We start from the raw sequence: 24,151 nt of genomic DNA on the forward strand, positions 1-24,151 counted from the left end.
CATGGACATCGATCTGGCGCGCACCTTCCTGGAAATCGTCCGTAGCGGCAGCCTGATCGCCGCCGCCGAGCGCCTGCACCTGACCCAGACCGCCATCAGCGCTCGGGTGCAGAAGCTGGAAGGCCAGCTCAACTGCAAGCTGCTGGTGCGCAACCGTGCCGGCGCCCGGCCCACCGCCGACGGCGAGGCCTTCATCGCCTACGCCAACCAGCTGGTGCAGACCTGGGAAGCGGCCCAGCGCGACCTGCCGTTGCTGGCCGGCTATCGCAATGTGCTGCACATCGGCGGCGAGCTGAGCCTGTGCAACCCGCTGATGCTCAATTGGGTGCGGCGCCTGCGCCAGGCGTTGCCCAACCACGCAGTGCGCACCCAGATGGCCGAAGGCGCCAGCTTGCAGCGGCAACTGGAGCTGGGCGTGCTGGACGCCGCACTGGTGTTCCAGCCGCTGTACTCGCCGGGCTTGCAGGTTGAGCAACTGCTGGAGGAAAAGCTCATCCAGGTGCGTTTGGCGGGGCGCCCCGAACCTTATGTGTACATCGATTGGGGCGAGGATTTTCGCCGTCAGCACGACGCCGCGCTACCCCAGCAGGCCAAGGCGGCGGTGGGTTTCAACCTCGGCCCGCTGGCCCTGCAGTTCATCCTCGATGCCGGGGGCAGCGGCTATTTCCGCACGCGGGTGGTGCAGAGCTACCTGGACAGCGGTGTGCTGGAACGGGTGGAAAAGGCCCCGGAATTCAACTTTCCCACCTACCTGCTGTATGCCCGTGAGCGGGACTCGGCAGAGCTGCAACAGGCGTTCGCGGTGCTGCGGGAAGTGATCAGGAGCGACACCGACTGGTCCCAGCGCTGGTCGCCGATGATCTGAAGCCAGCCCCCACGCTTGGCTGTCAGCGGCGTGAAGCGAGCACCTGGGCAATGCTGCGGCGGCGGGCGTGTGCTTCGCTGGCGTGAATCAGTTGTTCGAGGTCTTCGGGGGTCACGTCGAAGAACTCTTGCATATCGGCCAGGGCCAGCTTCAGGTCTTCGGCGGTGATTGCCAGATTGCCGTCAGGGGCCGCGGAAGGCAGCACCGCAGGCACTTCGCTCGGTCCCTTGGGGTAACGGATGCGCGTCAGGTTGTTGTAGGCCAGGGCACTGGCCAGCAGGCTGGCGGCGGCCAGCATCACCGGCCCCAACTCGCGCCAGTCCAGGGCGACGCTGGCCGGGTCGGCCAGCACCAGGGTCAGGGCCAGGGCACCGGCCGGTGGGTGCAGGCAGCGCAACCAGCACATCAGCACCAGGGCCATGCCCGCGGCCAGGCAAGCGCTGCCCAGGGTCCGGCCCAGGACATGCGCCACCAGCAGCGCGACCACGCCGGCGCAGAGGTAGCCACCGAGGATCGACCAGGGCTGTGCCAGGGCCCCGGAAGACACCGCGAACAGCAGCACCGCCGAGGCGCCGAGCGGGCCGATCAGGTGCAGCGCAACGGGCATGCCAAACACCTGGGCACAGAGCCAGACACTGAACAGGGTGCCCAGGGCCATGCCGATCGCGGCGCGGCTCCATTCCAGGGGGCGGGTATTGATGGCGGCGGGTTTCCAGCGGGCAAACATCGGTAGAAGCGATCCAATCCAGAACGACAGGCAAAAAGAAGGGCTTGTCTGGATCACCAGAAAGCCCTTGAACGTTCCAACATTTGGGGGAGGAACGTGCGCAGTGTGCCGAGGAATCAGTCGGCTGACAAATTCATAATAATGCTGCTTCAGTGCATTTATTTTGCTGTATGACGCCCGTAGCCGGCTCCCACGATCAGGTGTCGCGGCCAGATGCAGCGTCAGGGCACTAAAAGGTCAGGCGCATGGCGCAGCGGCGGGCCGCGGGCAGGCCGTGTTGCGCTTCATCGGCCAGGACCTGACGCAGGCGCGGGCTCAGTTGTGCCTGCTGGAGGGTGACAAAGCCCTGGCGCTGGTAGAAGGGCTCGTTCCACGCCAGTTCGCGGAAGGTGCTCAGGGTCAGGGCTTCTAGCTGCTGCTGTTCGGCGTATTGCCGCGCTGCCTGCAACAGGCGCTTGCCAATGCCCTGGCCCTGGTGGTGACGGGCCACGGAAATCTCCCAGACGTGCAGTTCCCGATCGCAGACTTGGGCATTGAGAAAGCCGCAGGGGTGGTCGTCCGACGTCACCGCGACCCACACCGGGTGGTGGCGGATGTTGTCGCGATGGCTCGGGGCATCGGCCACTTCAGCGTCCGCCAGCCAGGCCAGTTGCGCATCGCTGCGAAACAGCTCGGCTGCACAGGTTTCAATGGCGGGAAGAAAGTCGGCATCGCTCACGCGCGCCCGACGGATCTGAATGGTCATGGGCGCGAGTGTAGGCAGCGGGCCGGTGCCGCGCAACGCTTTCAGGGTTGCGCGGCGGGTGTTCCGGGCAGGTGCAGGAGCACGAAGTCGTTCTTGTCGAAGCGCCCGCTCAGCACCGGCTGGAGTCCGGCCAGGGGCGTGCCCTGCAAGCTCGTCAGGTCGCTCTGATCAAGGATCACCCAGGCCGGGCCGGGGACCTGGACCAGGGCGTCGGGAGTCTCGGTGAACTGCGGCTGCAGGTCCCGGTCCAGGTTGACCATGAACTTGATCGCCTTGGCGTCCTTGCCCATGCGGTGCAGGACCACCGGTGCCGGGTCGGCCTCGATCAATTGCATGGCGCCGTGGCTGAAGGCGCGAGTGTCATAGAGGCGGTGTTCCACCGGCTCGAAGACCCCGATGTAGCAGGCCCAGACCGCCAGCACGGCACTGTAGGCCAGGCCCACGGCGCGCCATTGGCGCTTGCACAGCAGCCCCAGGGACAGCAACTGCAGCAAGCCAAGGATCAGCAGCATCGGCGTCAGCGAGTCGAGCTGCTCGGGGAATTTGCGCCGCAGCACCAGCAAGCCGACGATCAGCAGCCCGGGCAGCAGCAACCAGATGCCCTGGATCGCTCCGCGCAGCCAGACCATCAACCGGCCGTGGCCGGCCTGGAATGGATAGGCGGCAATGATCGCCGCCATGGGCAGCATCGGCAGCAGGTAGCGGGCCTTTTTCGCCTGGGGAATCGACAGGCCGATCATCACGATCAGCCCGGCCGCGGTGCACAGGCGCAACAGCTTCAGGCCCGGGCCCGGTTCCGTGGCGCGGTTCAACAGCACCGCGATCCAGGCCAGGATCGCCAGGGGATAGGCCAGGGCGTAGTTGCCCAGGGAACTGGTGAAGTAATAGAAGACGTCGCTGGAGCCTTCGCTGCCGTCCATGCGGCCCATGAACTGCATGCGGATCACATCGTCGACGAAGGCCTGGCCACCGCTGAGCTTGGCCAGCCACAGCAGCAGGCCGACGCAGGCCAGCAACAGCAACAGCGCGCCGAAACCGACGCTGAACAGCCGCCGCCACTGGCCATTGAGCAGGTAGTAGCTGCACAGCATGCCGGTGGGGATCACCAGGCCGATGGGCCCGCGAATGGCAAAGCCCAGCACCAGCAGCAGGAAGATGCAGCCCAGGTGCCGGCGGGCGCCGAAATGGTCATGGGCATAACCCAGGTAAAACACCGCCAGGGACACCGCGGCGAGCATCTGGTCGAGGGACACCGCGCGGGTTTCGCTGATGAAGGTGTTGCTGAGCAACAGCAAGGCGACGCTGAGCAAGGCCCAGGTCCGGGAATAGGGCGCCAACAGGCGATAGATCAAGCTGACAATCACGGCCGAGGCGATGGCCGTCGGCAGCCAGGCGGTAAAGCTGCTGACCTGCCCCGAAGGCAGTGAGAACAGCCACACCAGCAGGGTCGAGGCGCTGGAGTAGTCGGCGTAGGGCTGGCCATAGGTGGTGGGGAAGAACCCCGGCCCGTGGCGCAGCATTTCCTTGGCAAACAGCACGAAGCGCGAATCGAAGCCGATCGCCGACGGGTAGTCGGCGCCGGTGCAGAACAGCAGCAGGGCCAGCAACCCCAGCCCCAACGATTGCCAAAGAAGTGTGTTCGAAGGGGAGGAGTGGCGGTTGTTCATTCAGGCCTCAGCAGACCATTGCTGGTGGGGGATCGGCAGGTTGCGCGATTCACCGCGGCCAATCGGGAAGTAGGTGAAACCGTTGCGGGCCAGACGCTCGGCGTCGTACAGGTTACGTCCGTCGAAGATCACCGGGGCCAGCAGGCGTTGCTGGATCAGATCGAAATCCGGCGCCTTGAACTGCTGCCACTCGGTGCAGATGATCAGCGCGTCGGCGCCGGTGAGTACCGACTCCGGCGTGCCCATGAGCATCAGGCGCGATTCATCCGGGTACAGGCGCTGGGTTTCCTGCATGGCTTCCGGGTCGTAGGCGCGCACTTGCGCACCGGCGGCGAACAGCGCATCGAGCAGCACTCGGCTCGGGGCGTCGCGCATGTCGTCGGTGTTGGGTTTGAACGCCAGGCCCCAGACCGCGAAGGTCTTGCCTTTCAGGTCGCCCTTGTAGAACGCCTTGATGCGCTCGAACAGCTTGTGCTTCTGGCGTTCGTTGATGGCTTCCACCGCTTGCAGCAGGTCGCTGGAGCAATGGGCTTCCTGGGCACTGTGGATCAGCGCGCGCATGTCCTTGGGGAAGCACGAGCCGCCGTAGCCGCAGCCTGGGTAAATGAAGTGGTAACCGATGCGGGTATCGGCACCGATTCCCAGGCGGACCGATTCGATGTCGGCGCCCAGGTGCTCGGCCAGCTCGGCGATCTGGTTGATGAAGCTGATCTTGGTCGCCAGCATGCAGTTGGCGGCGTACTTGGTCAGCTCGGCGCTGCGCAGGTCCATGAACATGATGCGATCATGGTTGCGGTTGAACGGCGCGTACAGGTCGCGCATCACGTCGCGCACTTCTTCGCGCTCGCAGCCGATGATGATCCGGTCCGGACGGCGGCAGTCGGTCACTGCCGAGCCTTCCTTGAGGAATTCCGGGTTGGAGACGATATCGAATTGCAGCGGGCGGCCATTGAGGACCTTTTCGATGTGCGCCTTCAAGGTGTCGCCCGTGCCCACCGGCACGGTGGATTTTTCCACCAGGATCACCGGTTGCTCACGGTGGCGAGCGACCGCGTCGCCCACCGACAGCACGTAGCGCAGGTCCGCCGAGCCGTCTTCGCTGGAAGGCGTGCCCACGGCAATGAACAGCACCTGGCCGTGCTGCACCGCGAGTTTCTCGTCGCTGGTGAAGTGCAGGCGCTTGGCTTCGAGGTTTTCCTTGACCAGGCTGGCCAGCCCGGGCTCGAAGATGCTCACGTGTCCCTGTTGCAGCTGCTTGACCTTTTGCTCGTCGATGTCCATGCAGATGACATCGTGGCCGACTTCAGCCAACACGGCGGCTTGTACAAGACCGACGTAACCACTTCCAAATACACTGATTTTCATGGGGTATTCCTGGGACTTGTCGCGGGTGCAGATCGAGAGTTGATGGTGATGACCCCGAGGATGACCAAGGCCACCCCGAGGCTTTTGGAAAGCGTGAACGGTTCGTTGAACAGCGGCAGGCTGGCGGCCAGCAGGTAGACCAGCGCGTAGCTGATGCTGAGCAGCGAATAGGCCCGGCCCAGCGGCAGGTCGCGCAGCGCCAGGAGCCAGCAGAGCATCGACAGCGCGTAGGCGCCGATGGCCGCGATCACCAGCGCCAGGGCGGCCAGGTCGACGTTGCCGGCGCTCAGCGCCGTCAGCCACTGATCCGGGGCGGGCAGGCGGGTCATGCTCCAGCGCATGCCCAGCTGGGCGCCGCTGACCAGGGCCACGCTGCCCAGGGCGAAGGCAAATCCCTTGGCCCGGCTCATGCGTGGCGACTCAACAGCAGCACGCCGCCAATCACCAGGGCCACGCCGAGCCAGTGGCGACGGTCGATGGGCTCATGAAAGACGAAACGGGCGATCAGGGTAATGAACACGAAATTCAGGCTGAGCATCGGGTAGGCCACGCCGACTTCCATGCGCTGCAGCACCAGCAGCCAAACCAGCAGGCCCAGGCCGAGGCTGAACAGGGCCAGCCACAGCCAGCCCGAGCGCAGTTTCTGCAGGGCCCCGCAGGGCTGGTCGCGCCAGCTTTCCACGGCGAATTTCTGTGCCACCTGGCCCAGGCAGGTCAGCCCGCAGGCCAGGAGTAGCAGCAACAGGCTCATGGCTGGCTCTGGGGAATGATGAAGATCACGATATTGCCTTGCTCATAGCGCTTGGCGTCCTTGGGCAGCAGCTCGACTTCATGCGCCTCGTCGCTGCTCTTGACCCGCATCACCACGCCGATCGAGCCTTGCTTGCGGGCTTGCTCGATCCACGGCTGGACCTGGTTCAGGTCGACCTTGCGCGCGGCGCTGTCTTCGTAGCCCAGGCCGTATTTCACTTCGCCCTCGGTGTTGTACAGGGTCACGTCAGGGCGACCCAGGCGCCAGGCCAACGCCGAGGCCGCGCCCAGGTCGTTGCTCAGCAGGGCCTTGGCCTGACCCAGTTCGGCCACGTGATCGATGATGAACTGGTCGGGAATCTTGTTGTAGACCACCGAATTGGGCAGCGCCGCCGGGGCCAGCGCCACCAGCAGGAAGCTGCCCAGGGCCGGCGCGGCCCACAGGCTCAGCGGACGCATGGCCTGCAGCAGGTTGCTGAGGATCCAGCCCAGCAGCAGTACATAGACCAGCACCAGGTGCTGCGGCTCGTCCACATACACCGGCTTCTTCATCTGGAAATACACCAGGGCCAGCAGCCCGAGCAGGCCGGCCACCAGGTTGAGCACGCCGTTGAACGCCAGCAGCCGGGTCTTGCCGGCGGCCAGGCGGTCCATCAGGGTGTGGCCCATCAGCAAGGCCAGGGGCAGCAGGCACGGCAGGATGTAGGCCGGCAGCTTGCCCTTGCTCAGGCTGAAGAAAGCCAGGGGCAGCACCAGCCACAGCAGCAGGAAGCCGCTGCTGTTCAGGCGCCGTTGCTCCCACGCCTGTTTCAGGCTGGCCGGCAGCAGCAAGACCCACGGCACGCTGAAGCCCACCAGCAACGGCAGGTAATACCACCAGGGCGAGGCGTGCTGGGCGTCTTCACCGGCAAAGCGCCGGATGTGCTCGTGCCAGAAGAAGAAGCGCCAGTAATCCGGTTCCTGGGCATGCACCATCAGGGCCCAGGGCAGGCTGATGAGAACCGCCACCAGCACGCCGAGGCCGCCATAGATCAGCAGCGAGCGCAGGCGTTTCTGCCACAGCGCGTAGGGCAGGGCCACCAGCACCGGCAGCAGCCAGGCAAGAAAGCCCTTGGTCATGAAGCCCATGCCGCAGGCCAGGCCCAGTACCACCCAGGCGATGATCTGGCCGCGCACACTGCGGCAGTCGAAGGTGAACCACAGTGCCACCAGGCTCAGGTTGACCCAGAAGGTGAACTGCGGGTCGAGGTTGGCATAGCCGGCCTGCAGCGCGACCACGGTAAAGCTCATGTAGAGCAGCGCGCTGGCCAGGCTCTTGCGCGGATCGTTCCACAGGCGCCGGGCCAGCAGATAGGCCAGGACCACGCTGAGGCCGGTGCTCAGGGCCGAGGCGACGCGCACGCCGAACAGGTTGTCGCCAAACAGCGCTTGGCCGATGGCGATCATCCAGTATCCGGCCACCGGTTTTTCGAAATAGCGGATGCCCATGAAATGCGGCGACGCCCATTTGCCAGTCAGGAGCATTTCCTGGCTGATCTGCGCGTAGCGGGTTTCATCGGGAATCCACAGGCCGTGGGTGGCCATGGGCAACAGGTAGAACAGACCGAAAGCGATCAGCAGCAGCGGCAGGGCCCAACGTCTGGTCATGCGCCTTGCACTCCCAGCCAGCCTTCGCGGCCTTCCAGCGCGCCGCGCACGACCTTGCCTGCGGGCAGGCTGGAAAGGTCCGCCGGGAGCATGTCGCCCAAGGGCTGGAAGTGGATGTCGCGCTGCTTGGCACTGGCCAGCAACTGGCGGAAATCGTTGGCCATGAGAATCCCTTCTACTTCGGCATGCACGGTGTAGACGTTGAGCTTGTCCGGGCTGAACCGGTCGAGGATGTAGCGGTTGAAATCCTTGGCGGCCACCACCGGCCCGACCACTTCGTCGAAGGTCGGCAGGTCCACCGGAATCTGTGGGGCGCCCAGGCTGCCGTCCGCCAGGCGTGGCTGGAACAGGCTCTGGCCGCGGCAATCGCTGTTGTAGCGAAAGCCGAATTGTTGCTTGGCTTCGATGACGCGTTCATCGGCGCGCCAACCGGCGGACGCCGAGCAGCTCACCGCTTGCCCGAGAATATCGTTGAGGCTGTCGACGCCACGGCGGATCTGTTCGATCAGCTGCGCGTCGCTCCAGCGCCCGGTGTTGGCCTGCCAGCCGTGGTGATCCCAGGCGTGCAGGCCGACTTCGTGGCCGGCGGCCAGGGTCTGGCGCATCAAGTGCCCCAGGTCCCGACCTATGGGTTTACCCGGCCAGGCAGTGCCGGCCAGGAGAATGTCCCAGCCGTACAGGCCCGCGGCATTGGACCGCAGCATTTTCCAGAGGAACTGCGGACGGATCAGGCGCCACAGGTGGCGCCCCATGTTGTCCGGCCCGACGCTGAAGAAGAAGGTGGCCTTGACCCCGGCTTCGTCCAGCGATTCGAGCAGCCGTGGCACCCCCTCCCGGGTGCCGCGGTAGGTATCGACATCAATGCGCAGACCTGCCTGCATCAGCGAGCTTCTTCTTTCGAACGGTCGGCGATTTCCAGCATGGCTTCACGCAGGAAGAAGTCCAGGGTGTTGCCGATGGTTTCGCTCATCTCCACGGTCGGCTCCCAGTTCAGCAGGCGCTTGGCGTTTTCGATGCTTGGCTTGCGGTGTTCCACGTCCTGGTAGCCAGCGCCGTAGAAGGCCTTGCTTTCGACGTCGCGGAAACCGGCGAACGGCGGGAAGTTGCCGCGCAGCGGGTGGGCTTCGAACTGACGCAGCAGCTCTTCGCCCAGCTGACGGATGCTGGCTTCGTTGTCCGGGTTGCCGATGTTGATGATCTGGCCGTTGCAGCAGTCGTTGTCGTTGTCGACGATGCGTGCCAGGGCTTCGATGCCATCGGCAATGTCAGTGAAGCAGCGCTTCTGCTCGCCACCGTCGAACAGGCGGATCGGCGTGCCTTCCACCAGGTTGAGGATCAGCTGGGTGATGGCGCGGGAGCTGCCGATACGCGCCGAGTCCAGGCGGTCCAGGCGCGGGCCCATCCAGTTGAACGGACGGAACAGGGTGAAGTTCAGGCCCTTGGCGCCGTAGGCCCAGATCACCCGGTCCAGCAGCTGCTTGGACACCGAGTAGATCCAGCGCTGCTTGTTGATCGGGCCGACGATCAGGTTGGAGCTGTCTTCGTCGAAGTTCTTGTCCTGGCACATGCCATAGACTTCCGAGGTCGACGGGAAGATCACGCGCTTGTTGTACTTGACGCAGTAGCGAACCAGTTTCAGGTTCTCTTCGAAGTCCAGTTCGAACACGCGCAGCGGGTTGCGGGTGTATTCGATCGGCGTGGCGATGGCCACCAGCGGCAGGACCACGTCGCACTTCTTGATGTGATATTCGATCCACTCGGAGTGGATGCTGATATCGCCTTCGACGAAGTGGAAGTTCGGATGGCTGCGCAGGCGTTCGATGGCGTCGGAGCCGATGTCCAGGCCGTAGACGTCGTACTTGTCGTCACGCAGCAGGCGCTCGGACAGGTGGTTACCGATAAAGCCGTTGACGCCCAGGATCAGCACGCGGGTGCGGCGTGGCTTGCGGCCGGATTCGGCACCGCGCAGCAGGGAGCCGTCCACCAGGCCCAGTTCGGCGGCCAGTTGCGGGCCACCCAGGTACAGGCCGTTGGCGTTGCGCTGGCCGGAGGTGATCACCAGGGAGTCTTCGCCACAGGCGATGCGCAGTGGGTCGACGCTGATGACCCGGCCCGGGGCCTGGCCTTCATTGCCCTTGACCACTTCGGCGCTCCAGACGATCAGCTTGTGCTCGCCAACGGCGCAGAAGGCGCCCGGGTACGGTTGGGTCACCGCGCGCACCAGGTTGAACAGCTCTTCGGCAGGGCGCTTCCACTCGATCTTGCCGTCTGCGGCGGTACGACGACCGTAGTAGCTGGCCTTGGACTCGTCCTGGGCGGTCTCGGTGATCTTGCCCTGGGCCAGTGCCGGCAGGGTGTCGCGCAGCAGGCTGGCGGCGGCGTCACGCAGTTTGTGGTGCAGGGTCAGCGCGGTGTCGCTGCGCTCGATGGCCACGCGTTCCTGGGCAATGATGGCGCCGGCATCGGCGCGCTTGACCATGCGGTGCAGGGTCACGCCGGTTTCGGTTTCGCCCTTGACCAGTACCCAGTTGGCCGGTGCGCGGCCACGGTAGTGCGGCAGCAGGGAACCGTGCAGGTTGAACGCGCCCTTGCTGGCGGTGGCCAGCAGCGGCTCGCTCAGCAGGTTGCGGTAATAGAAGGAGAACAGGTAGTCGGGGTTGAGCTTGGCGATGCGCTCGATCCACAGCGGGTGGTTGGCATCTTCCGGGGCGTGCACGGCAATGCCTTTGCGGGCGCAGAGCTGGGCCACGGAGCCGTAGAAGGTGTTTTCCTTGGGATCATCGGCGTGGGTGAACACGGCGGCGATCTCGTAACCTGCGTTGAGCAGGGCTTCGATGCCAGCACAGCCAATATCGTGGTAGGCGAAGACAACAGCTTTATTGCTCATGGCGAAACCTGATCAGTATGAGTGGAAGTTAAACCGTCGACAGTCACAGCAGGGGCCGGGGCCGCGGGCTGGCTGCGCAAGACTTTTTCGATGAAGAAGCGCGGGCGGGCCCGCACATCGCTGTACATGCGTCCCAGGTATTCACCCAGAAGACCCATGCCAATGAATTGGCCACCGGTGAACACGAACAGCACCGCGAACAGCACGAAGGTGCCATCGCCGGCCCAGGTGGCACCGAAGATCAGGCGCAGGACAATCAGCATCAGGGCGAACAGCGCGCCGACCCCGGCCATGCCGAAACCGATGATGCTCAGCAGCCGCAGCGGCGTGGTGGTCATGCAGGTGATCAAGTCGAACATCAGGTTGATCAGGCGCATCGGGCTGTACTTGGAGTCACCGTGCTCGCGCTCGGCGTGCTCCACCAGCACCTCGGTGGTGTGCCGGGCAAAGCTGTTGGCCAGGATCGGAATAAAGGTGCTGCGCTCGGTGCAGGCCAGCATCGCGTCGATGATGGTCCGGCGGTAGGCCCGCAGCATGCAGCCGTAGTCGCTCATGGCGACGCCGGTGGAGCGCTGCACCGCCAGGTTGATCAACTTCGACGGCCAGCGGCGGAAGGCCGAATCCTGGCGGTTGTTGCGCACGGTGCCGACCACGTCGTAGCCGAGCTCGGCCTGGGCCACCAGGCGCGGAATTTCTTCCGGCGGGTTCTGCAGGTCGGCGTCGAGGGTGATCACCACGTCGCCGCGGCACTGCTCGAAACCGGCCATGATCGCCGCGTGCTGGCCGTAGTTGCGGTTGAGAATCACCGCCACCACCGGGCTGCCTTCGCGTTCGGCGGCTTCTTGCAGGATGTTCGCCGAGGCGTCGCGGCTGCCGTCGTCCACCAGGACGATTTCAAACTCGTGCTTGAGTTGGCGGCAGGCCGCTTCGGTACGCCGCAGCAGCTCGGGGAGGCTCTGTTCTTCGTTGTAGACCGGGATCACGATCGACACGAACTGAATCGGATAAGGTTTCAAAGGCTTCAGTCCAGGAGGTTTGCAATGGCGCCGGAAACCCGCTCGACATCGTCGAGGGTCATGTCCGGAAACAGTGGGATCGAGCATAGCCGCGCCGAATTCCATTCGGTATGGGGCAGCTGCACTTCAGGGAAGCGCTGTCGGTAATAGGTATGCAGGTGGGTCGCAATGAAGTGGATGCCGGTGCCGATGTTCTGCTCCTGCAGGCCTTTCATGAACGCATCGCGGTCCAGGCCGCAACGTTCGGCGTCGATCCGCAGGATGAACAGGTGCCAGGCATGCTGCTGCGGGTACTGGGGCAGGTGCAGAGGTTGCACCGGCAGGCCTTCGAGGCGTTCCAGGTAAGCCTTGGCCAGGACTTCGCGCTTGGCGTTGATGTCGTCCAGGCGTTGCAGTTGCACCAGGGCAATGGCCGCGTTCATGTCCGCCAGGTTGTACTTGAAGCCGGGCTCGATCACCTGGGCCTGGGGCTTGCGGCCGTGGGTCAGGCGGTCGTAGGCGTCCACGCCCAGGCCGTGGAACTTGAGCATGCGCACGCGGTTGGCCAGGGCTTCGTCATCGCTGACGAACATCGCGCCCTCGGCGCAGGTCATGTTCTTGATCGCGTGGAAAGAGAAGATCGCCGTGCCCCGGGCGCCGATGGCGCGGCCGCGGTAGGTGGTGCCAGCCGCGTGGGCAGCGTCTTCGATGACGCTGATGCCGTGCTGGTCGGCCAGGGCGTAGAGCGGGTCGAGGTCGAAGGCGGCACCGGCGTAGTGCACCGGAATGATCGCCTTGGTCCGCGGGGTGATGGCTGCTTCGATGGTGGCCGCGTCGCTCATCAGGGTGTCGGGGTCGACGTCGACGAACACCGGGGTGGCGCCCAGCAGGCAGATCATGTTGGCGGTGGAGACCCAGGTCTGCGAGGGGGTGATCACTTCATCCCCCGGGCCGATGCCCAGGGCCAGCAGGGTGATGTGCATCGCGCCGGTGGCGGAGGACAGGGCCACGGCGTGGCGGGCGCCGACGCGTTCGGCGAACTGTTGTTCCAGTTCCTGGTTTTTCGGGCCGGTGGTGATCCAGCCGGAGCGCAGAACCTGCTCCACTGCAGCAATCTCTTCTTCGCCGATACTCGGGCGCGAGAAAGGAAGGAAAGCCTGGTTCATGGTTACCTCGGGTTTACACAGTGCTAGTTGCCGGAAAACGGGGTGCTGCGGGTGAACGGACCGTTCATGGAAAGCGGGGAGGTCTTGCAGTCATCAAGGCGCATCCAGTTATTGAGCCAGCGGGGCATTCCATGCAGCAAATCAGTAAAGCCTAGAGTTATGAAAAGTAAAGGTGGATCAAGGTGTTATCTTTGCAACCTGAGAAAAAACTGCACTCGAACGGTTGATTGTCGGGGGCTGAGATTAAGCGGAAAAATGTGAAACGAATATGAAAAATAAGGTAAAAGTCCGTTTTTCTGCGAGCCAGACAGCTGGTGTTCAGTTTGTTTCAAAAAATATCCACACACCCGGTCGTCGCGACTTTTGTAACCAGTTTTCAATACAGATTGAAGGGGGCACCGAAAGTATTTTTTTCACCCCGTTGCGGTGCTACCCGGTGCAACCGCGCCCACTGGAGCGTCCATGACCCTTGCACGCCCTGAGCCGGCCGGCAGTGTTGGCGCGAGCAACCCGCTGAGCCTGTACCTGCAACGGCTGGCGCCCTCCAGCCAGGCGACCCTGCGTTATGTGCTGCAGGACGCCGCCGACCGCCTGGGGTACGCCGAACAGAACCTCGACGAGATTGCCTGGCACCTGTTGCAGCCCGAACACGTCACGGCCCTGGTGGCCACCTTGCGCGCGGACGGTTATGCGCCCAACACCTCCTCGCTGTACGTCAACGCCCTGCGCGGGGTGATGAACGAAGCCTGGCGCGCCAGCCTGATCAGCCAGGACCACCTGCTGAAGATGCGTTCGGTCAAGGCCATCGGCGGCACGCGGCTGTCTCGCGGGCGCAACCTCAAGCGCGGCCTGATCCATGACCTGATGGCGGCCTGCGCCGCCGACCCGCGGCCCCAGGGCGTGCGTGACGCGGCGATCATCGCCGTGCTCTATGGCTCGGGCATGCGCAAGTCCGAGTCGGTGAACCTCGACCTCGCCCAGGTGGACTTCAGCGAGCGCAGCCTGCAGGTACTGGCCAAGGGCAACCGGCAGTTGATCAAGTACGCGCCGACCTGGGCCTTCGACAAGCTCCAGGCCTGGCTGGAGCTGCGCCGTTCACGGTTGGTCGAGGGCCAGGAAGATGACCGGTTCCTGTTCAACCGCATCCGGCGTGGCGGCCACATCACCCGCGAGCGCATCACCAAGCACGCCATCTACTACATCGCCCGCCAGCGCGGGGCCGAGGTCGGCGTGCAGATCATGCCCCACGACTTCCGGCGCTCGTTCATCACCCGGGTGATCGAGGAGCATGACCTGTCACTGGCGCAGAAACTCGCGCACCACAGCAACATCCAGACCACCGCCGCCTATGACCTACGCGACGACAATGAGCGGCGCCGGGCCATCGATCGCTTCGACCTGTAGAGCGCCACAGGCTCAGGCTGGGGGCAGGCTCGGTGCGAGTTGCCCGCTGAGCTCCCAGACTTCGAGCATCTTCGCGTACTCGAAGGCGTGGCGCGGATCGCTCTGCAGCCAGTCCTCGAAGGCCCGGCGCTCGGCCAGGCTGCAATCGGCCTCGCGCAGGCGCATGCACCAGTGCGCGGCCTGCATCATCAGCCGATCCTCGGCGTGGCGGGCGGTATCAGTCATCGTTCACTCCTTGTCCAGGGTGGCGCTGGCGACCGTAGCGCAGCGGCGTGTCCCCAGTATCGGCGCAACGGCGGCGCGCGGTCATGATCGAGGACAGCCTGCGCCGCTCAAACGCCTGGGCTGGCGCCCAGTACATGCGCATGCCCCAGGGTACGGATGCGCACCCGGCTGCCGGGGGCTGGCGCGTGCAGCCCGGAACTGCGCACCGGCAACAGCTGTTCGTGCCCCGCGGCACTGGTCACGCCGATGCTCAGGGTGCAGGTGTTGCCGGCGAAGTCGCAATCCCTGACCACCCCCGGGCAACTACCGGTAAGATCGCCGTCTTCGACCAGCACTTGCAATTGCTCGGGGCGCAGCATGATCTGCGCCGGGCCCTTGAGTGATCGGTCGCGGATCGGCACTGGCCCCAGGTCGCATTCGGCCACGCCCTGGTCCAACTGCGCCGGCAGCAGCACGGCGTCGCCAAGAAACAGCGCGGTCTGGGCGTCCCGTGGATGCTGGTACAGCTCCAGCGGCGCGCCGGCCTGGATCAGCCGGCCCTGGCGCATCACCGCCAGCTGGTCGGCGAAAGACAGCGCCTCGGCCTGGTCATGGGTGACCAGGATGGTGGTCACTCCGGCCTCGGCCAGGAGTCGCGCCACGGCCTTGCGCATCGACGCCCGCAAGCCGGTGTCGAGGGCGGAGAACGGCTCGTCCAGCAGCATCAGCCGCGGGCGCTGGGCCAAGGCCCGGGCCAGGGCGACCCGTTGCTGCTGGCCGCCGGAAAGCTCATGCGGCCAGCGCGCCGCCATGTGTTGTTCCAGGGCCACCATGTCGAGCAGCTCGGCAATCCGCTGCTGCTTGTCTGGCCCCGTACCGGCCAGGCCGAAGCCGATGTTGGCGGCCACGCTGAGGTGCGGAAACAGTGCGCCGTCCTGCGGCACATAGCCGATCAGGCGCCGATGGGCCGGCACCGCCCCCTGGTCGTCCACCAGCACCTGGCCATTGAGGGTGATGCGCCCGCGGTCGGGGTATTCAAAGCCGGCGATCATCCGCAGCAAGGTGGTCTTGCCGGAACCCGAGGGGCCGACAATCGCCGTGCGGCTGCCAGCCGGCACGCTGAGGCTGATGTCCTGCACCGCCGGGGCGCCGCCGAAGGATTTGTGCACTGCGTGAAGTTCGAGAGCGTTCATCGGCCCGCCGTACGTCTGGATTGGTGATAGAGGAGGCCGGTCAACGGCAGGGACAGCAGGATCATGATCAAGGCGTAGGGCGCCGCCGCCGCGTAGTCGATTTCGCTGGTCCTGGCCCAGAAGCCGGTGGCCAGGGTCCGGGTGCCATTGGGCGCCAGCAGCAGGGTGGCGGTCAGTTCATTGCTGATGGCCAGGAACACCAGCGCCGCGCCGGCCGCGGCACCCGGCGCGGCCAGGCGCAAGGTGACCCGCCACAGGGCCTGGAGCGGCGTGCGCCCCAGGCTGCGGGCGATGTTCTCCAGTTCCACCGGGGCCTGGGCGATGCCGGCGCGCAGGCTGACCAGGGCCCGAGGCAGGAACATCAGCAGGTAGGCCAGCAGCACGGTCATGCTGGTCTGGTAGATCGGCCGGGCGAATTTCACGGTGACCGTCACCAGGGCCAGGGCGACAACGATGCCGGGCAGGGAACTGGTGATGTAGTTGCAGCTTTCCAGGACCCGTAACAGGCGCCCGGGAGCGCGGATCGACAGCCAGGCCACGGGAATCGCCGCGCAGGTGGTCAGCAGCGCGCCCAGGCTTGCCAGCATCAGGGTCTGCTGCAGGCTGGGCAGCAGCTCCGGTACTTGCCAGACCTCAAGACCGCCGGCCCGCAACCAGTTGCCCAGGGTCAGCAGCGGCACGCCGAGGGCCAGCACGCTGGTCAGCACCGGCAGGCACAGGGCGCCTGCCCGCGCCGCACCGCGCAAGGCCTGGATGCGTTGCGCGCGTGGGCTGCCGGAGCCGACCCGGGCGTAGCGCGCCTGGCCCCGGCTGGCCGACTCCGCCAGCAGCAGCGCCAGGCAGCAGAGCACCAGTACGCTCGCCAGCATGTTGGCCGCCGGGCCGTTGTAGGTGGACTGGAACTGGTCGTAGATGGCCGTGGTGAAGGTATCGAAACGGATCATCGCGTACAGGCCGTATTCGGCCAGCAGATGCAGGCCCACCAGCAAGGCACCGCCGCCCAGCGCCAGGCGCAATTGCGGCAGCACCACCCGCAGGAACAGCGCGCGAGGCCTGAGCCCCATGGATTCGGCGACGTCTTCGAGGGCCGGGTCGAGCCGGCGCAGCGTGGCTGACACCGGCAGGTAGACAAACGGGAAATAGGCGATCACCGACACCAGCACCGCCGCCGGCAAGCCGTGCAGCGCGGGCGCCAGGCTGACCCAGGCATAGCTGTGGACGAACGCCGGCACCGCCAGCGGCGCCACGGCCAGCAGCGACCAGACACGCCGCCCCGGCAGGTCGCTGCGCTCGGTCAACCAGGCCAGCGCCACCCCCAGCAGCAGGCACAACGGCAGCGTCAACACCAGCAGCAACAGGGTATTGCCGAGCAGCTCCGCGACCCGTGGTCGCAGCAGCAGTTGGCCAATGGTTGCCCAGCCGGTCTGGATCGAGATGCCGACCACAAACCCCAGCGGCAACAGGGCCAGAAGCGACACCAGCAGCGCCGCGCCGAGCAGCCAGGGCGGCGTGCGCCGGCCCCGGCGGTGGCGACGATAGCCACTGCAGGTCGCAGCGGCGACCCTGGTCATTTCGGCGACGGGCGCGCGTGACAGATCGTCGGCCATGGGCTTACAGAAGACCGGCCTGGGTCATCAGGTCCACGGCGTGCTTGCTGTTGAGCTTGGCGGCGTCGACTTTGGGCGCATCGAGCTCGGCCAGGGGCACCAGTTTGGGATTGGACTGCGCGCCCAGGCCCACCGCGTATTCGAACGAGTTGCCGTTCTTCAGCACTTCCTGGCCCTTGGCGCTGGTGATCCACTTGATGAAGGCCTGGGCCTGCTCCTGGTGCTTGCTGGAGGCCAGCACCGCACCGCCGGAAAGGCTGACGAACGCCCCCGGATCCTGATGCTTGAAGTAGTGCAGGGCGGTGTTCTTGCTGTTTTCCCCGGTCTTGGACTGGTCGACGAAGCTGTAGTAGTGGTAGATCACGCCACTGTCCACCTGGCCGGCATTGACCGCCTTGAGCACCGCGCTGTTGCCGCGGTAGACGCTGGCGTTGGCCTTCATGCCCTTGAGCCACTCCAGGGTCGCGGCTTCACCTTTGAGTTCCAGTACGGCACTGACAATGGCCTGGAAGTCGGCGCCAGCGGGCGACGCGGCCCAGCGGCCTTTCCAGGCCGGGTTCGCAAGATCGAGCAGGGACTTGGGCAGGTCGGCCGGCTGCAGCTTGGCCGGGTTGTAGACGAACACCGTGGAGCGCGCGGCGATGCCCACCCAGTTGCCGTTAGTCGGACGATAGGCGGCTGCCACCTGCTCCAGGGTCGCTGGCGCCACCTTGGCGAACAGCCCTGCGTGGTCCACCAGGGCCATGGCGGGGGAGTTTTCGGTCAGGAACACATCCGCTGGCGAGGCTTGGCCTTCCTGCACCAGTTGGTTGCCCATTTCGCTGTCATCACCGTTGCGCAGGGTGACCTTGATCCCGGTGTCCCGGGTGAAGCCTTCGACCCAGGCCTTGGTCAGGCCTTCGTGCTGGGCGTTGTACACCAGGATGCCGTCGGCGTCGGCCGCGTAGGCATGGCCGGCGGTCAGCAAGGCGCCAACCAGCAGGCTGACGGAAAAGTACGAGGGAATACGTAGGGTCATGGTCAAGGCCGCTCCTGCGGTGGTTTCTGGAGGTATCCGGCCCACCGCAAACAATCGGCGGCAAGCTGAACAATAGGAATCATTTGCAAATGAAAGTGCGCGCAATGTAGAGCGGCAAACGAGAAAAAATCGTCAAATTTATGGTGAATTCCCGTCATGGCCATACGCTTTGACTGACGCCGGGCTCAGCGCCGGCCCCGAGTCTGTGATGCACTCGACAGCGTGCGCCTCGGCTTGCTTTATAATCGCCGCGCGAAAACCGCAGTAAATGGAATTGACCGGTCAACCGAGGGAATCAACGTGAGCGCCAAACTCTGCAACAACATCAGTGCCGTGACCTTTGTCAGCAAGTACAAGGTGGTGTGCCAGCCCATTGCCGACCAACTGAACCTGCCGGTGGAGAACCTGCTGGGCCTGGCCGCTCAGGAGAGCCAGTACGGCACCGGGCGGATAGCCCGGGAACTGAACAACTATTTCTCCATGCACGCACCGGCACCGCTGCAAATCGGCGCCGAGGCGCCCCTGGGCAATGCCAGCATCAAGGTGGCCAAGTTCGACTCTTTCCAGAAATCCGCGCAATCCTTTGCCACCAGCTTTGGCGCGGCGGTGCGCGGCCAGCGCGAGCCGATGGCGTTCGCCCAGGCACTGGTGCGCAGCGGCTACAACACCGGCAACGCCAAGACCGGCGGCCGGGACGGCTTCGCCCAGTACCTGGCGGACATCATCATCGCAGTCAGAGGGCGCATGGCGTGCTGAAACTAAAAAGCCCTTCCTGGCTGCTCGGCCTGGCCCTGGCCGGCAGCACCCTGGTGGCCTGCGCCAGCGATGCCTTGCAGCCGGCACAGATCAAAGCCAGCGGCCTGACCCGCGAACAAGCAGAACGGGTGCTGCGAGTGGCCCTCAAGCACCAGGACTATCAGCTGCAGCGGCCTGGCGTGTTCATCGACGGTGACCTGCAGGACGAGAACGGCCAGCCGCCGCACCCCGGGTACTACGATTTCAGCCTGGGCTACAACGACCCCAAGGCCGGCGCCACCGAATACTGGGGCTTGTTCTCGGTCAGCCTGAACACCGGCGACACCTGGGAAATCAACAGTTGCAAACGCCTCGATGGCGCCGAACTGCGGGCCTTGCAGCGGCGGGTGATGGCGCGCACCGGCAAGACCCTGGCGGATGAAAAAGTCCAGCGCCAGGGCCTGGGTTGCGAGGAGGAGCCTTAGGCCTGAAACCCGGGCTGGCGGCGCGCAGCATTATCAGGCCAGTTGCAACAGGGTGAAGTAGGCCGCGGTGCCCAGGGCCGCTGTGCTGATCAGGCCCAGGGTATTGCTCAAGGCCAGCCCCCGACGAGCAGCCCCACCAGCGCCACTTCCAGCAGCGACCAGCCGGCGCGCGCCGCCCGTACGCCAAACAGCATGCTCACCGGGACAACGCTTGCCTGGCAGGCCGTGCGGCGTGGCCGAGCAGCAGGCGCTTGCGCCGCCGGAACCCGTCCAGCGCCTCCGGCGACAGGTCGCCGGCCAACCGCGATAGGGTCCAGTGGTGTTCGCTGTCGGGGTGGTTGGCCAGCGGGGCCGGGTTGATCCGCACCCGCGCGCTCAGCAGCCGTTGCGCCAGCAGCAAGGCGGGCGCCGGGTCGTTGGCGAACAGGGTCACCTCGAAGCTTGTCGGGCAATCGTTGGCCAGTTGCACGGCGGCGCCAAGATCGCTGGCCCGGCGGATGATCGCCACCGGGCCCAGGCACTCTTCCTCAGTGATGGCCATGTCGTCGTCGACTTCATCGAGGATCACCGGCACCAGCGAACCGCCGGGCAGCGCGGCATCGAGCACCTGTTCGCCAGCCAGCAGCCTGGCGCCCTTGGCCAGGGCGTCACGCACCAGCCGTCGGAGCTTGTGCCGCGCCGCGTCGCTGATCAGCGGCGCCACGGAAGTCGCCGCGCTGTGGCCCGAGTACAGCGCGTGGGTGTGTTCGATGAACTGGCGGACGAACGGGTCATGGACCCGCGCGTCGACGAAAAAATACTGGATCGACAAACAACTCTGGCCGCTGCGGCTGAAGGCCGCGCGGGCTGCGCAAGCGGCGGCGAGCGCCAGGTCGGCGTCCTCGGCAACGATCATCGCGCCGCGACCGGCGCTCTCGATCACGCAGGGCTTGAGCAGTTCGGCGCAGGTCACCGCCACCGCGCTGGCCGCGCCGGCACTGCCGGTGAAGGCCACGGCGTGGGTGCCGCAGGACTGCAACAGCCACTGCCCGGTGGTGGCGTCCCCGGGGATGCACGACACCAGCCCCGCCGGCAGGCACGCGAAGTGCTGCATGAAGGCCAGGGTCGACAGGCTGGCGTTCGGCGCCGGTTTGACCAGGCAACTGTTGCCCGCCGCCAAGGCCGCGGCCACGCTTTGCCCGAGCAGGGCAATGCCCAGGGTGAACGGCAGGATATGCACGCTGACCCCATAGGGTTCATACCGCAGCTGGCACGACGCGGAGTCGGCCGGGGCGGAGCCCGGGGCCAGGCGATCGAGCAGTTTCGCGCAGTAGCGCAACAGCGCAGCGCAGTGATCCAGCTCGGCCCGGGCCTCGGCCGCGGACAGCGCCAGTTCCCGAGTCATCTGCCCGACGATCTGCCGGTTCAACGCGCTGTCGGCGGCGATGCTGTCCGCCAGTTGCTGCATCAGCGCCTGGCGCTGCTGCGCGTCCAGCAGGCGCCACAGGGTGTGGGCGACGTTGGCTGCCGCCACCGCGGTGTGCACATCGTCCTTGGTGCAGCACGGGTTCAGCCCGATCGGCTCGCCGGTGGCCGGGTTGAACACCGGGTGCGGGGCATCGCCGGACGCCGGCAGGTACAGCGGGTTGATATAGAACTGCGGGTTCCAGGGTTGAAAACCGTGCATTGGAAGATCCCTTTCCAGGTGTGCCGGGACCGGCAACGATGGCCACGCCGGACCACCGCGGCGCGGTGGTCATTCAGCGGCGAGTCTAGGAAAGGGGAGTAGCAGCGTCTTGTACGATTGTGCGCGTTGCCGTGGCCTCAGAGGCGGTAGCCGACGTTGACCATCACCGCCGCCGCGCCAAGCACCACCAGCTCCGCGGCGACCGGGCCGTAATGCGCGCCCACCGCGGGAATCAGCACCGGGGCCACGCCAAAGTGGTTCAGCGGGATCTTGTCCTTGTACTCGCCCTTGTAGCCTTCGATCAGGCCGCCGCTGAGCTTGGCGTAGACCGGCCAGTCGGGGTTTTCCCAGGCCTTGCCGACATAGGCGTAGTAGGAGCGCTGGGAGAATGAATTGCGGAAGGTGCTCACGCCCCACAACTGGCCGTCGGCGTAATTGCGCTCCAGGCCGATCAGGTCCTGGTGGTTGTTGTGGTCGGGGTCGTTGCTCCAGTGGTTGGTGTACACGCTGGTCTGCACCACCCAGAAGTCCTGTTGCTGATCGGCCTGGGCGCTGCCGACGGCACCGAGCAGCAGGGCCGCCGCGAAGGCTTTCAGCGCGTGGCGCGGGGGCGTGGACTGGCGGGTGGCCCGGGCTTGAAACATGGAGATCATCGTCTTTCCCTGCCATACGGCAGTTGCGCCCCCTCGGAAATCAAGGGGGGGAGGGGGCGGCGAAACTACCACCTGGGCCTTGGACCGATCAATCACTGAACTGTTGCTTTATCTATCTGCGCCTCGATGCGCTGGATCAGGTAGGGATAGAACGGGTTGGCGGTCAGGCGCATCAGCTCATCCATCGGCACCACCAGCACCCCCCGTTCGCCACGGGCGGCCAAGGTCCCCAGGTGCACGCCGAAATCCTCACGGGCGCTGGGCTGGGTGCCGTACAAGCCATCGTCGACGGGGAACGGCAGTGCCACATGGGACAGGGAAAACACCCCGGGCGGGTAGGCCAGGTCCAGCGGCCGCCGGTGGCTCTCCAGGCTCAGGGCGGTATTGCTGACTTCCTGCAGCGTCGCATTGCCCGAACCCTCGTTGCTGAGGACCCGCGTTGTGTAGTTGCGCGGCGCCGGCGGCAGCAGGTTGGCCAGGGAAGTGACGCTGGCCGGGTCCAGCAGCCCTTCGAAGTCGCGTTCACGGTTGAGGTCGAAAATCACCAGCTCGCTGCCGTTGGCCGGCAGATGCCGGTACAGGGCGTTGACCACCGCCGGGGTGCTCACCGTGGCATCGGTCAGCGACTGAAAACCGAGCATCGGCGGCAGCCGGGCCAGCCGTGGGTCGCCCACCAGCGCTTGCAGTTGTTGTTGCAGGGCGTCGGTCAACAGCCAGGACTGGCGCGCCGCATTGGCCGGAAACGAGTTGTACTTGAACGGGTTGTATTCAGGCCGCAGGTTGAGCCACGCCGCCTTGCTGAAGGCCGGGAACACCGCGGGCAGGGCGGCCAGCCCGGCGAATCGCGCGGACGCGGCGACGCCGATCATCGGCGAAATCAGCACCAGGCGCTGGGCCTGGGGCAATTGCGGGTCGCTCAAGGCATCCAGGCTGTACTTGACCGCCAGCGCGCCGCCGTTGGAATACCCCACCAGATGCAGCGGCGCCGGCGACGGCACCTCGGCCCGGGCGGTGCGCAGGGCCAGGCGGGTGGCGGCCAGCCAGTCCTGCCACTGGGCATCGGTCAGCCCCGCCGGCACCGTGCCGTGGCCCGGCAGGCGCAGGCCGATGGCCAGGTAGCCATGCTCGACGTAGCGCTGGGCAACATGGCGCAGGCTGTAGGGCGAATCGGTCAGGCCATGCAGCAGCACCACCACGCCGCGCGGCGTGCCGGCCGGGCGCAGCAGGTAGGAACGGTTCCAGTCGGTGGCGAAGTGCGGCGGGTAGACCCGGCTGTCCTTGCGGTAACGGTTGAAGGGCGGCACCTGCTCCGGGTCGAGCCGCTCGCTGACCTGCTGCCGGACCTCGGCGAACACCCGGTCCTCGGCCTGCAACCAGCGCGCCCAGTCGGCGCGGTCCAGTTGCTCCGCGCTCAGTTCATGGGGCACGTACAGGTGCCAGGGTTGCAGCGCCGGGCCGCGCTCGCTGTCATACGCGCGCCAGGCCAGCAGGGTCAGGGTGGCGACGCCAAGCATCAGCGCGCCCTGTTTGAGCACGCGGGACAAGGTAGGCAAGGGCACGGGCATCAACTCGCTGGGGTGGCACAGATGCGATAGACGCAGCGTCGATCGCCGGTAATCAGGTGCTCCACGCGCCGTACCTGGCCCAGCTCGCCAATGGCGGCCTGGAATACCTGCAGCTCGGAGCGGCAGAACCCCTGGCATTGCTGGGCCGCGACGCAGATCGGGCAATGGCTCTCGATCAGCAGCCAGGCGTCGCCGTCGGTCTCGACGCTGGCCATGTAGCCGGCCACCTCGCGGATCTGCGCCAGGGCCCGAACCCGCTGTTCCAGGGTTGGCAATGGCGCACAGACGCTGAGGTACTCGTCACGGTTGGCCCGCTCCATGTCACTGACGATGCGTTCCACGCCGTCGGAGCCGTACACCGCGCGAATCGAATCGATCAGTTGCAGGGTCAGGTTGGCGTGGGTATCGGGAAAGCGCGCCTGGGCCTGCTCGCTGAGCACCCATTTCTGCGAAGGCCGCCCGGCGCCCTGGGCCGGCATCAGCTGGCCGACGATCAGTTGGCTGTCCACCAGCTTCTGCACCTGCTGGCGGGCGGCTTCCTGAGAAACCTTGAGCAGCAGCGCCAGCTCGGCGGTTTTCAACGGCCCGCGGGTTTTCAGCAGAAACAGGATCCGTTCGGCGGTGGCGCTGGGGTTTTTCTTCTCGGCGGAGGAGGAGGTCGAAGACATGCTGGGCCATTAACCAATGCGCGGGTGGGGTATCAGGAGCGTCGACGACGCTGGCAAGCGCGCAAGCATAACAGGCCAGGGCGCCACGGCCCGCAGCTTGTCGCCGGGTTGCCGGCCTTTGTAAAAAACGGCGAATCGG

Annotated in this window: 23 protein-coding genes; 4 read left to right on the forward strand and 19 right to left on the reverse strand. The window is 65.7% G+C overall.

Annotation, left to right across the window (positions count from 1 at the left end; genetic code table 11):
- The first annotated feature begins 1 nt into the window (after nt 1).
- Entirely contained in the window at nt 2–865 is an 864-nt protein-coding gene (locus tag LXM55_RS02875; RefSeq protein ID WP_233318411.1) for a LysR family transcriptional regulator, read from the forward strand.
- A gap of 22 nt (nt 866–887) precedes the next feature.
- Here the strand turns inward: LXM55_RS02875 and LXM55_RS02880 are convergent, their stop codons facing one another.
- From LXM55_RS02880 to arnB, 11 genes are all read right to left on the reverse strand, one after another.
- On the reverse strand, nt 888–1,592 hold the full coding sequence (locus tag LXM55_RS02880; protein WP_233318413.1) for an HPP family protein: 705 nt from the start codon (nt 1,590–1,592) through the stop codon (nt 888–890).
- A gap of 229 nt (nt 1,593–1,821) precedes the next feature.
- Entirely contained in the window at nt 1,822–2,337 is a 516-nt protein-coding gene (locus LXM55_RS02885; RefSeq protein ID WP_233318415.1) for a GNAT family N-acetyltransferase, read from the reverse strand.
- Nucleotides 2,338–2,378: 41 nt separating this feature from the next.
- Complete coding sequence (locus tag LXM55_RS02890) at nt 2,379–4,004, reverse strand: ArnT family glycosyltransferase (protein ID WP_233318417.1); 1,626 nt, start codon at nt 4,002–4,004, stop codon at nt 2,379–2,381.
- The gene (locus LXM55_RS02895) at nt 4,005–5,369 is read right to left on the reverse strand and encodes a UDP-glucose dehydrogenase family protein (RefSeq protein ID WP_233318419.1); all 1,365 of its coding nucleotides are present in this window, start codon (nt 5,367–5,369) and stop codon (nt 4,005–4,007) included.
- Nucleotides 5,366–5,779, reverse strand: coding sequence for a 4-amino-4-deoxy-L-arabinose-phosphoundecaprenol flippase subunit ArnF (gene arnF, locus LXM55_RS02900; protein ID WP_233318421.1), 414 nt, complete (start codon nt 5,777–5,779; stop codon nt 5,366–5,368). The genes LXM55_RS02895 and arnF overlap by 4 nt, the downstream gene beginning before the upstream one ends.
- Complete coding sequence (gene arnE / locus LXM55_RS02905) at nt 5,776–6,120, reverse strand: 4-amino-4-deoxy-L-arabinose-phosphoundecaprenol flippase subunit ArnE (RefSeq protein WP_233318422.1); 345 nt, start codon at nt 6,118–6,120, stop codon at nt 5,776–5,778. The genes arnF and arnE overlap by 4 nt, the downstream gene beginning before the upstream one ends.
- Entirely contained in the window at nt 6,117–7,766 is a 1,650-nt protein-coding gene (gene arnT / locus LXM55_RS02910) for a lipid IV(A) 4-amino-4-deoxy-L-arabinosyltransferase (protein ID WP_233318424.1), read from the reverse strand. The genes arnE and arnT overlap by 4 nt, the downstream gene beginning before the upstream one ends.
- Nucleotides 7,763–8,647 carry a 4-deoxy-4-formamido-L-arabinose-phosphoundecaprenol deformylase gene (arnD, locus tag LXM55_RS02915; RefSeq protein WP_233318426.1) on the reverse strand — a complete coding sequence of 295 codons (885 nt, stop codon included), beginning with the start codon at nt 8,645–8,647 and terminating at the stop codon, nt 7,763–7,765. Before arnD ends, arnT begins: the two co-directional genes overlap by 4 nt.
- Nucleotides 8,647–10,653 carry a bifunctional UDP-4-amino-4-deoxy-L-arabinose formyltransferase/UDP-glucuronic acid oxidase ArnA gene (arnA, locus tag LXM55_RS02920; RefSeq protein ID WP_233318428.1) on the reverse strand — a complete coding sequence of 669 codons (2,007 nt, stop codon included), beginning with the start codon at nt 10,651–10,653 and terminating at the stop codon, nt 8,647–8,649. The genes arnD and arnA overlap by 1 nt, the downstream gene beginning before the upstream one ends.
- Entirely contained in the window at nt 10,650–11,669 is a 1,020-nt protein-coding gene (gene arnC, locus LXM55_RS02925) for an undecaprenyl-phosphate 4-deoxy-4-formamido-L-arabinose transferase (RefSeq protein WP_233318430.1), read from the reverse strand. Before arnC ends, arnA begins: the two co-directional genes overlap by 4 nt.
- Before the next feature lie 5 nt (nt 11,670–11,674).
- On the reverse strand, nt 11,675–12,814 hold the full coding sequence (arnB, locus tag LXM55_RS02930) for a UDP-4-amino-4-deoxy-L-arabinose aminotransferase (protein WP_233318432.1): 1,140 nt from the start codon (nt 12,812–12,814) through the stop codon (nt 11,675–11,677).
- A gap of 462 nt (nt 12,815–13,276) precedes the next feature.
- On the opposite strand from arnB, the gene LXM55_RS02935 reads away from it, so the two are divergent.
- Entirely contained in the window at nt 13,277–14,218 is a 942-nt protein-coding gene (locus tag LXM55_RS02935) for a site-specific integrase (protein WP_233318434.1), read from the forward strand.
- 12 nt (nt 14,219–14,230) lie between these two features.
- Here LXM55_RS02935 and LXM55_RS02940 read toward each other — a convergent pair whose 3' ends face one another.
- The 4 genes from LXM55_RS02940 to LXM55_RS02955 form a co-directional block, all read right to left on the reverse strand.
- A complete protein-coding gene (locus LXM55_RS02940) occupies nt 14,231–14,443 on the reverse strand; it encodes a FecR/PupR family sigma factor regulator (protein ID WP_233318436.1) in 213 nt (70 codons plus the stop codon).
- Between the two features lie 107 nt (nt 14,444–14,550).
- A complete protein-coding gene (locus LXM55_RS02945; protein WP_233318438.1) occupies nt 14,551–15,615 on the reverse strand; it encodes an ABC transporter ATP-binding protein in 1,065 nt (354 codons plus the stop codon).
- Nucleotides 15,612–17,222, reverse strand: a complete 1,611-nt coding sequence (locus tag LXM55_RS02950) for an ABC transporter permease (protein ID WP_233318441.1) — start codon at nt 17,220–17,222, stop codon at nt 15,612–15,614. The genes LXM55_RS02945 and LXM55_RS02950 overlap by 4 nt, the downstream gene beginning before the upstream one ends.
- Nucleotides 17,223–17,226: 4 nt before the next feature.
- A complete protein-coding gene (locus LXM55_RS02955; RefSeq protein ID WP_233318443.1) occupies nt 17,227–18,240 on the reverse strand; it encodes an iron ABC transporter substrate-binding protein in 1,014 nt (337 codons plus the stop codon).
- Between the two features lie 300 nt (nt 18,241–18,540).
- Between LXM55_RS02955 and LXM55_RS02960 the strand changes: the two genes are divergently transcribed.
- Together LXM55_RS02960 and LXM55_RS02965 are read left to right on the forward strand one after the other, a co-directional pair.
- Nucleotides 18,541–18,996, forward strand: a complete 456-nt coding sequence (locus tag LXM55_RS02960) for a glucosaminidase domain-containing protein (protein ID WP_233318445.1) — start codon at nt 18,541–18,543, stop codon at nt 18,994–18,996.
- Nucleotides 18,990–19,460 (forward strand): hypothetical protein, encoded by a 471-nt coding sequence (locus LXM55_RS02965; RefSeq protein WP_233318446.1) that lies wholly within the window; start codon nt 18,990–18,992, stop codon nt 19,458–19,460. The genes LXM55_RS02960 and LXM55_RS02965 overlap by 7 nt, the downstream gene beginning before the upstream one ends.
- 196 nt (nt 19,461–19,656) lie before the next feature.
- Here the strand turns inward: LXM55_RS02965 and LXM55_RS02970 are convergent, their stop codons facing one another.
- The 4 genes from LXM55_RS02970 to LXM55_RS02985 all read right to left on the reverse strand — a co-directional run bounded on the left by LXM55_RS02970 (nt 19,657) and on the right by LXM55_RS02985 (nt 24,012).
- Nucleotides 19,657–21,126: an aldehyde dehydrogenase family protein gene (locus tag LXM55_RS02970; protein WP_233318447.1), complete on the reverse strand. Its 1,470-nt coding sequence runs from the start codon at nt 21,124–21,126 to the stop codon at nt 19,657–19,659.
- Nucleotides 21,127–21,263: 137 nt separating this feature from the next.
- A complete protein-coding gene (locus LXM55_RS02975; RefSeq protein ID WP_442799722.1) occupies nt 21,264–21,779 on the reverse strand; it encodes a sn-glycerol-3-phosphate transporter in 516 nt (171 codons plus the stop codon).
- Nucleotides 21,780–21,871: 92 nt separating this feature from the next.
- Nucleotides 21,872–23,344, reverse strand: a complete 1,473-nt coding sequence (locus tag LXM55_RS02980) for an alpha/beta hydrolase (RefSeq protein ID WP_233318448.1) — start codon at nt 23,342–23,344, stop codon at nt 21,872–21,874.
- A complete protein-coding gene (locus LXM55_RS02985) occupies nt 23,344–24,012 on the reverse strand; it encodes a helix-turn-helix transcriptional regulator (protein ID WP_233318449.1) in 669 nt (222 codons plus the stop codon). The genes LXM55_RS02980 and LXM55_RS02985 overlap by 1 nt, the downstream gene beginning before the upstream one ends.
- Nucleotides 24,013–24,151: the final 139 nt, after the last annotated feature.

The organism is Pseudomonas sp. Au-Pse12 (assembly GCF_021341665.1).
GTDB lineage: Bacteria > Pseudomonadota > Gammaproteobacteria > Pseudomonadales > Pseudomonadaceae > Aquipseudomonas.

Coding starts and splice junctions, on each gene's coding strand:
- arnA (WP_233318428.1), bottom strand. CDS start 10,653: ATGAGCAATAAAGCTGTTGTCTTCGCCTACCACGATATTGGCTGTGCT.
- LXM55_RS02935 (WP_233318434.1), top strand. CDS start 13,277: ATGACCCTTGCACGCCCTGAGCCGGCCGGCAGTGTTGGCGCGAGCAAC.
- arnT (WP_233318424.1), bottom strand. CDS start 7,766: ATGACCAGACGTTGGGCCCTGCCGCTGCTGCTGATCGCTTTCGGTCTG.
- LXM55_RS02985 (WP_233318449.1), bottom strand. CDS start 24,012: ATGTCTTCGACCTCCTCCTCCGCCGAGAAGAAAAACCCCAGCGCCACC.
- LXM55_RS02945 (WP_233318438.1), bottom strand. CDS start 15,615: ATGAACGCTCTCGAACTTCACGCAGTGCACAAATCCTTCGGCGGCGCC.
- LXM55_RS02950 (WP_233318441.1), bottom strand. CDS start 17,222: ATGGCCGACGATCTGTCACGCGCGCCCGTCGCCGAAATGACCAGGGTC.
- arnB (WP_233318432.1), bottom strand. CDS start 12,814: ATGAACCAGGCTTTCCTTCCTTTCTCGCGCCCGAGTATCGGCGAAGAA.
- LXM55_RS02875 (WP_233318411.1), top strand. CDS start 2: ATGGACATCGATCTGGCGCGCACCTTCCTGGAAATCGTCCGTAGCGGC.
- LXM55_RS02940 (WP_233318436.1), bottom strand. CDS start 14,443: ATGACTGATACCGCCCGCCACGCCGAGGATCGGCTGATGATGCAGGCC.
- arnE (WP_233318422.1), bottom strand. CDS start 6,120: ATGAGCCTGTTGCTGCTACTCCTGGCCTGCGGGCTGACCTGCCTGGGC.
- LXM55_RS02880 (WP_233318413.1), bottom strand. CDS start 1,592: ATGTTTGCCCGCTGGAAACCCGCCGCCATCAATACCCGCCCCCTGGAA.
- LXM55_RS02890 (WP_233318417.1), bottom strand. CDS start 4,004: ATGAACAACCGCCACTCCTCCCCTTCGAACACACTTCTTTGGCAATCG.
- LXM55_RS02970 (WP_233318447.1), bottom strand. CDS start 21,126: ATGCACGGTTTTCAACCCTGGAACCCGCAGTTCTATATCAACCCGCTG.
- LXM55_RS02885 (WP_233318415.1), bottom strand. CDS start 2,337: ATGACCATTCAGATCCGTCGGGCGCGCGTGAGCGATGCCGACTTTCTT.
- LXM55_RS02975 (WP_442799722.1), bottom strand. CDS start 21,779: ATGATCTCCATGTTTCAAGCCCGGGCCACCCGCCAGTCCACGCCCCCG.
- LXM55_RS02980 (WP_233318448.1), bottom strand. CDS start 23,344: ATGCCCGTGCCCTTGCCTACCTTGTCCCGCGTGCTCAAACAGGGCGCG.
- LXM55_RS02955 (WP_233318443.1), bottom strand. CDS start 18,240: ATGACCCTACGTATTCCCTCGTACTTTTCCGTCAGCCTGCTGGTTGGC.
- arnD (WP_233318426.1), bottom strand. CDS start 8,647: ATGCAGGCAGGTCTGCGCATTGATGTCGATACCTACCGCGGCACCCGG.
- LXM55_RS02895 (WP_233318419.1), bottom strand. CDS start 5,369: ATGAAAATCAGTGTATTTGGAAGTGGTTACGTCGGTCTTGTACAAGCC.
- arnF (WP_233318421.1), bottom strand. CDS start 5,779: ATGAGCCGGGCCAAGGGATTTGCCTTCGCCCTGGGCAGCGTGGCCCTG.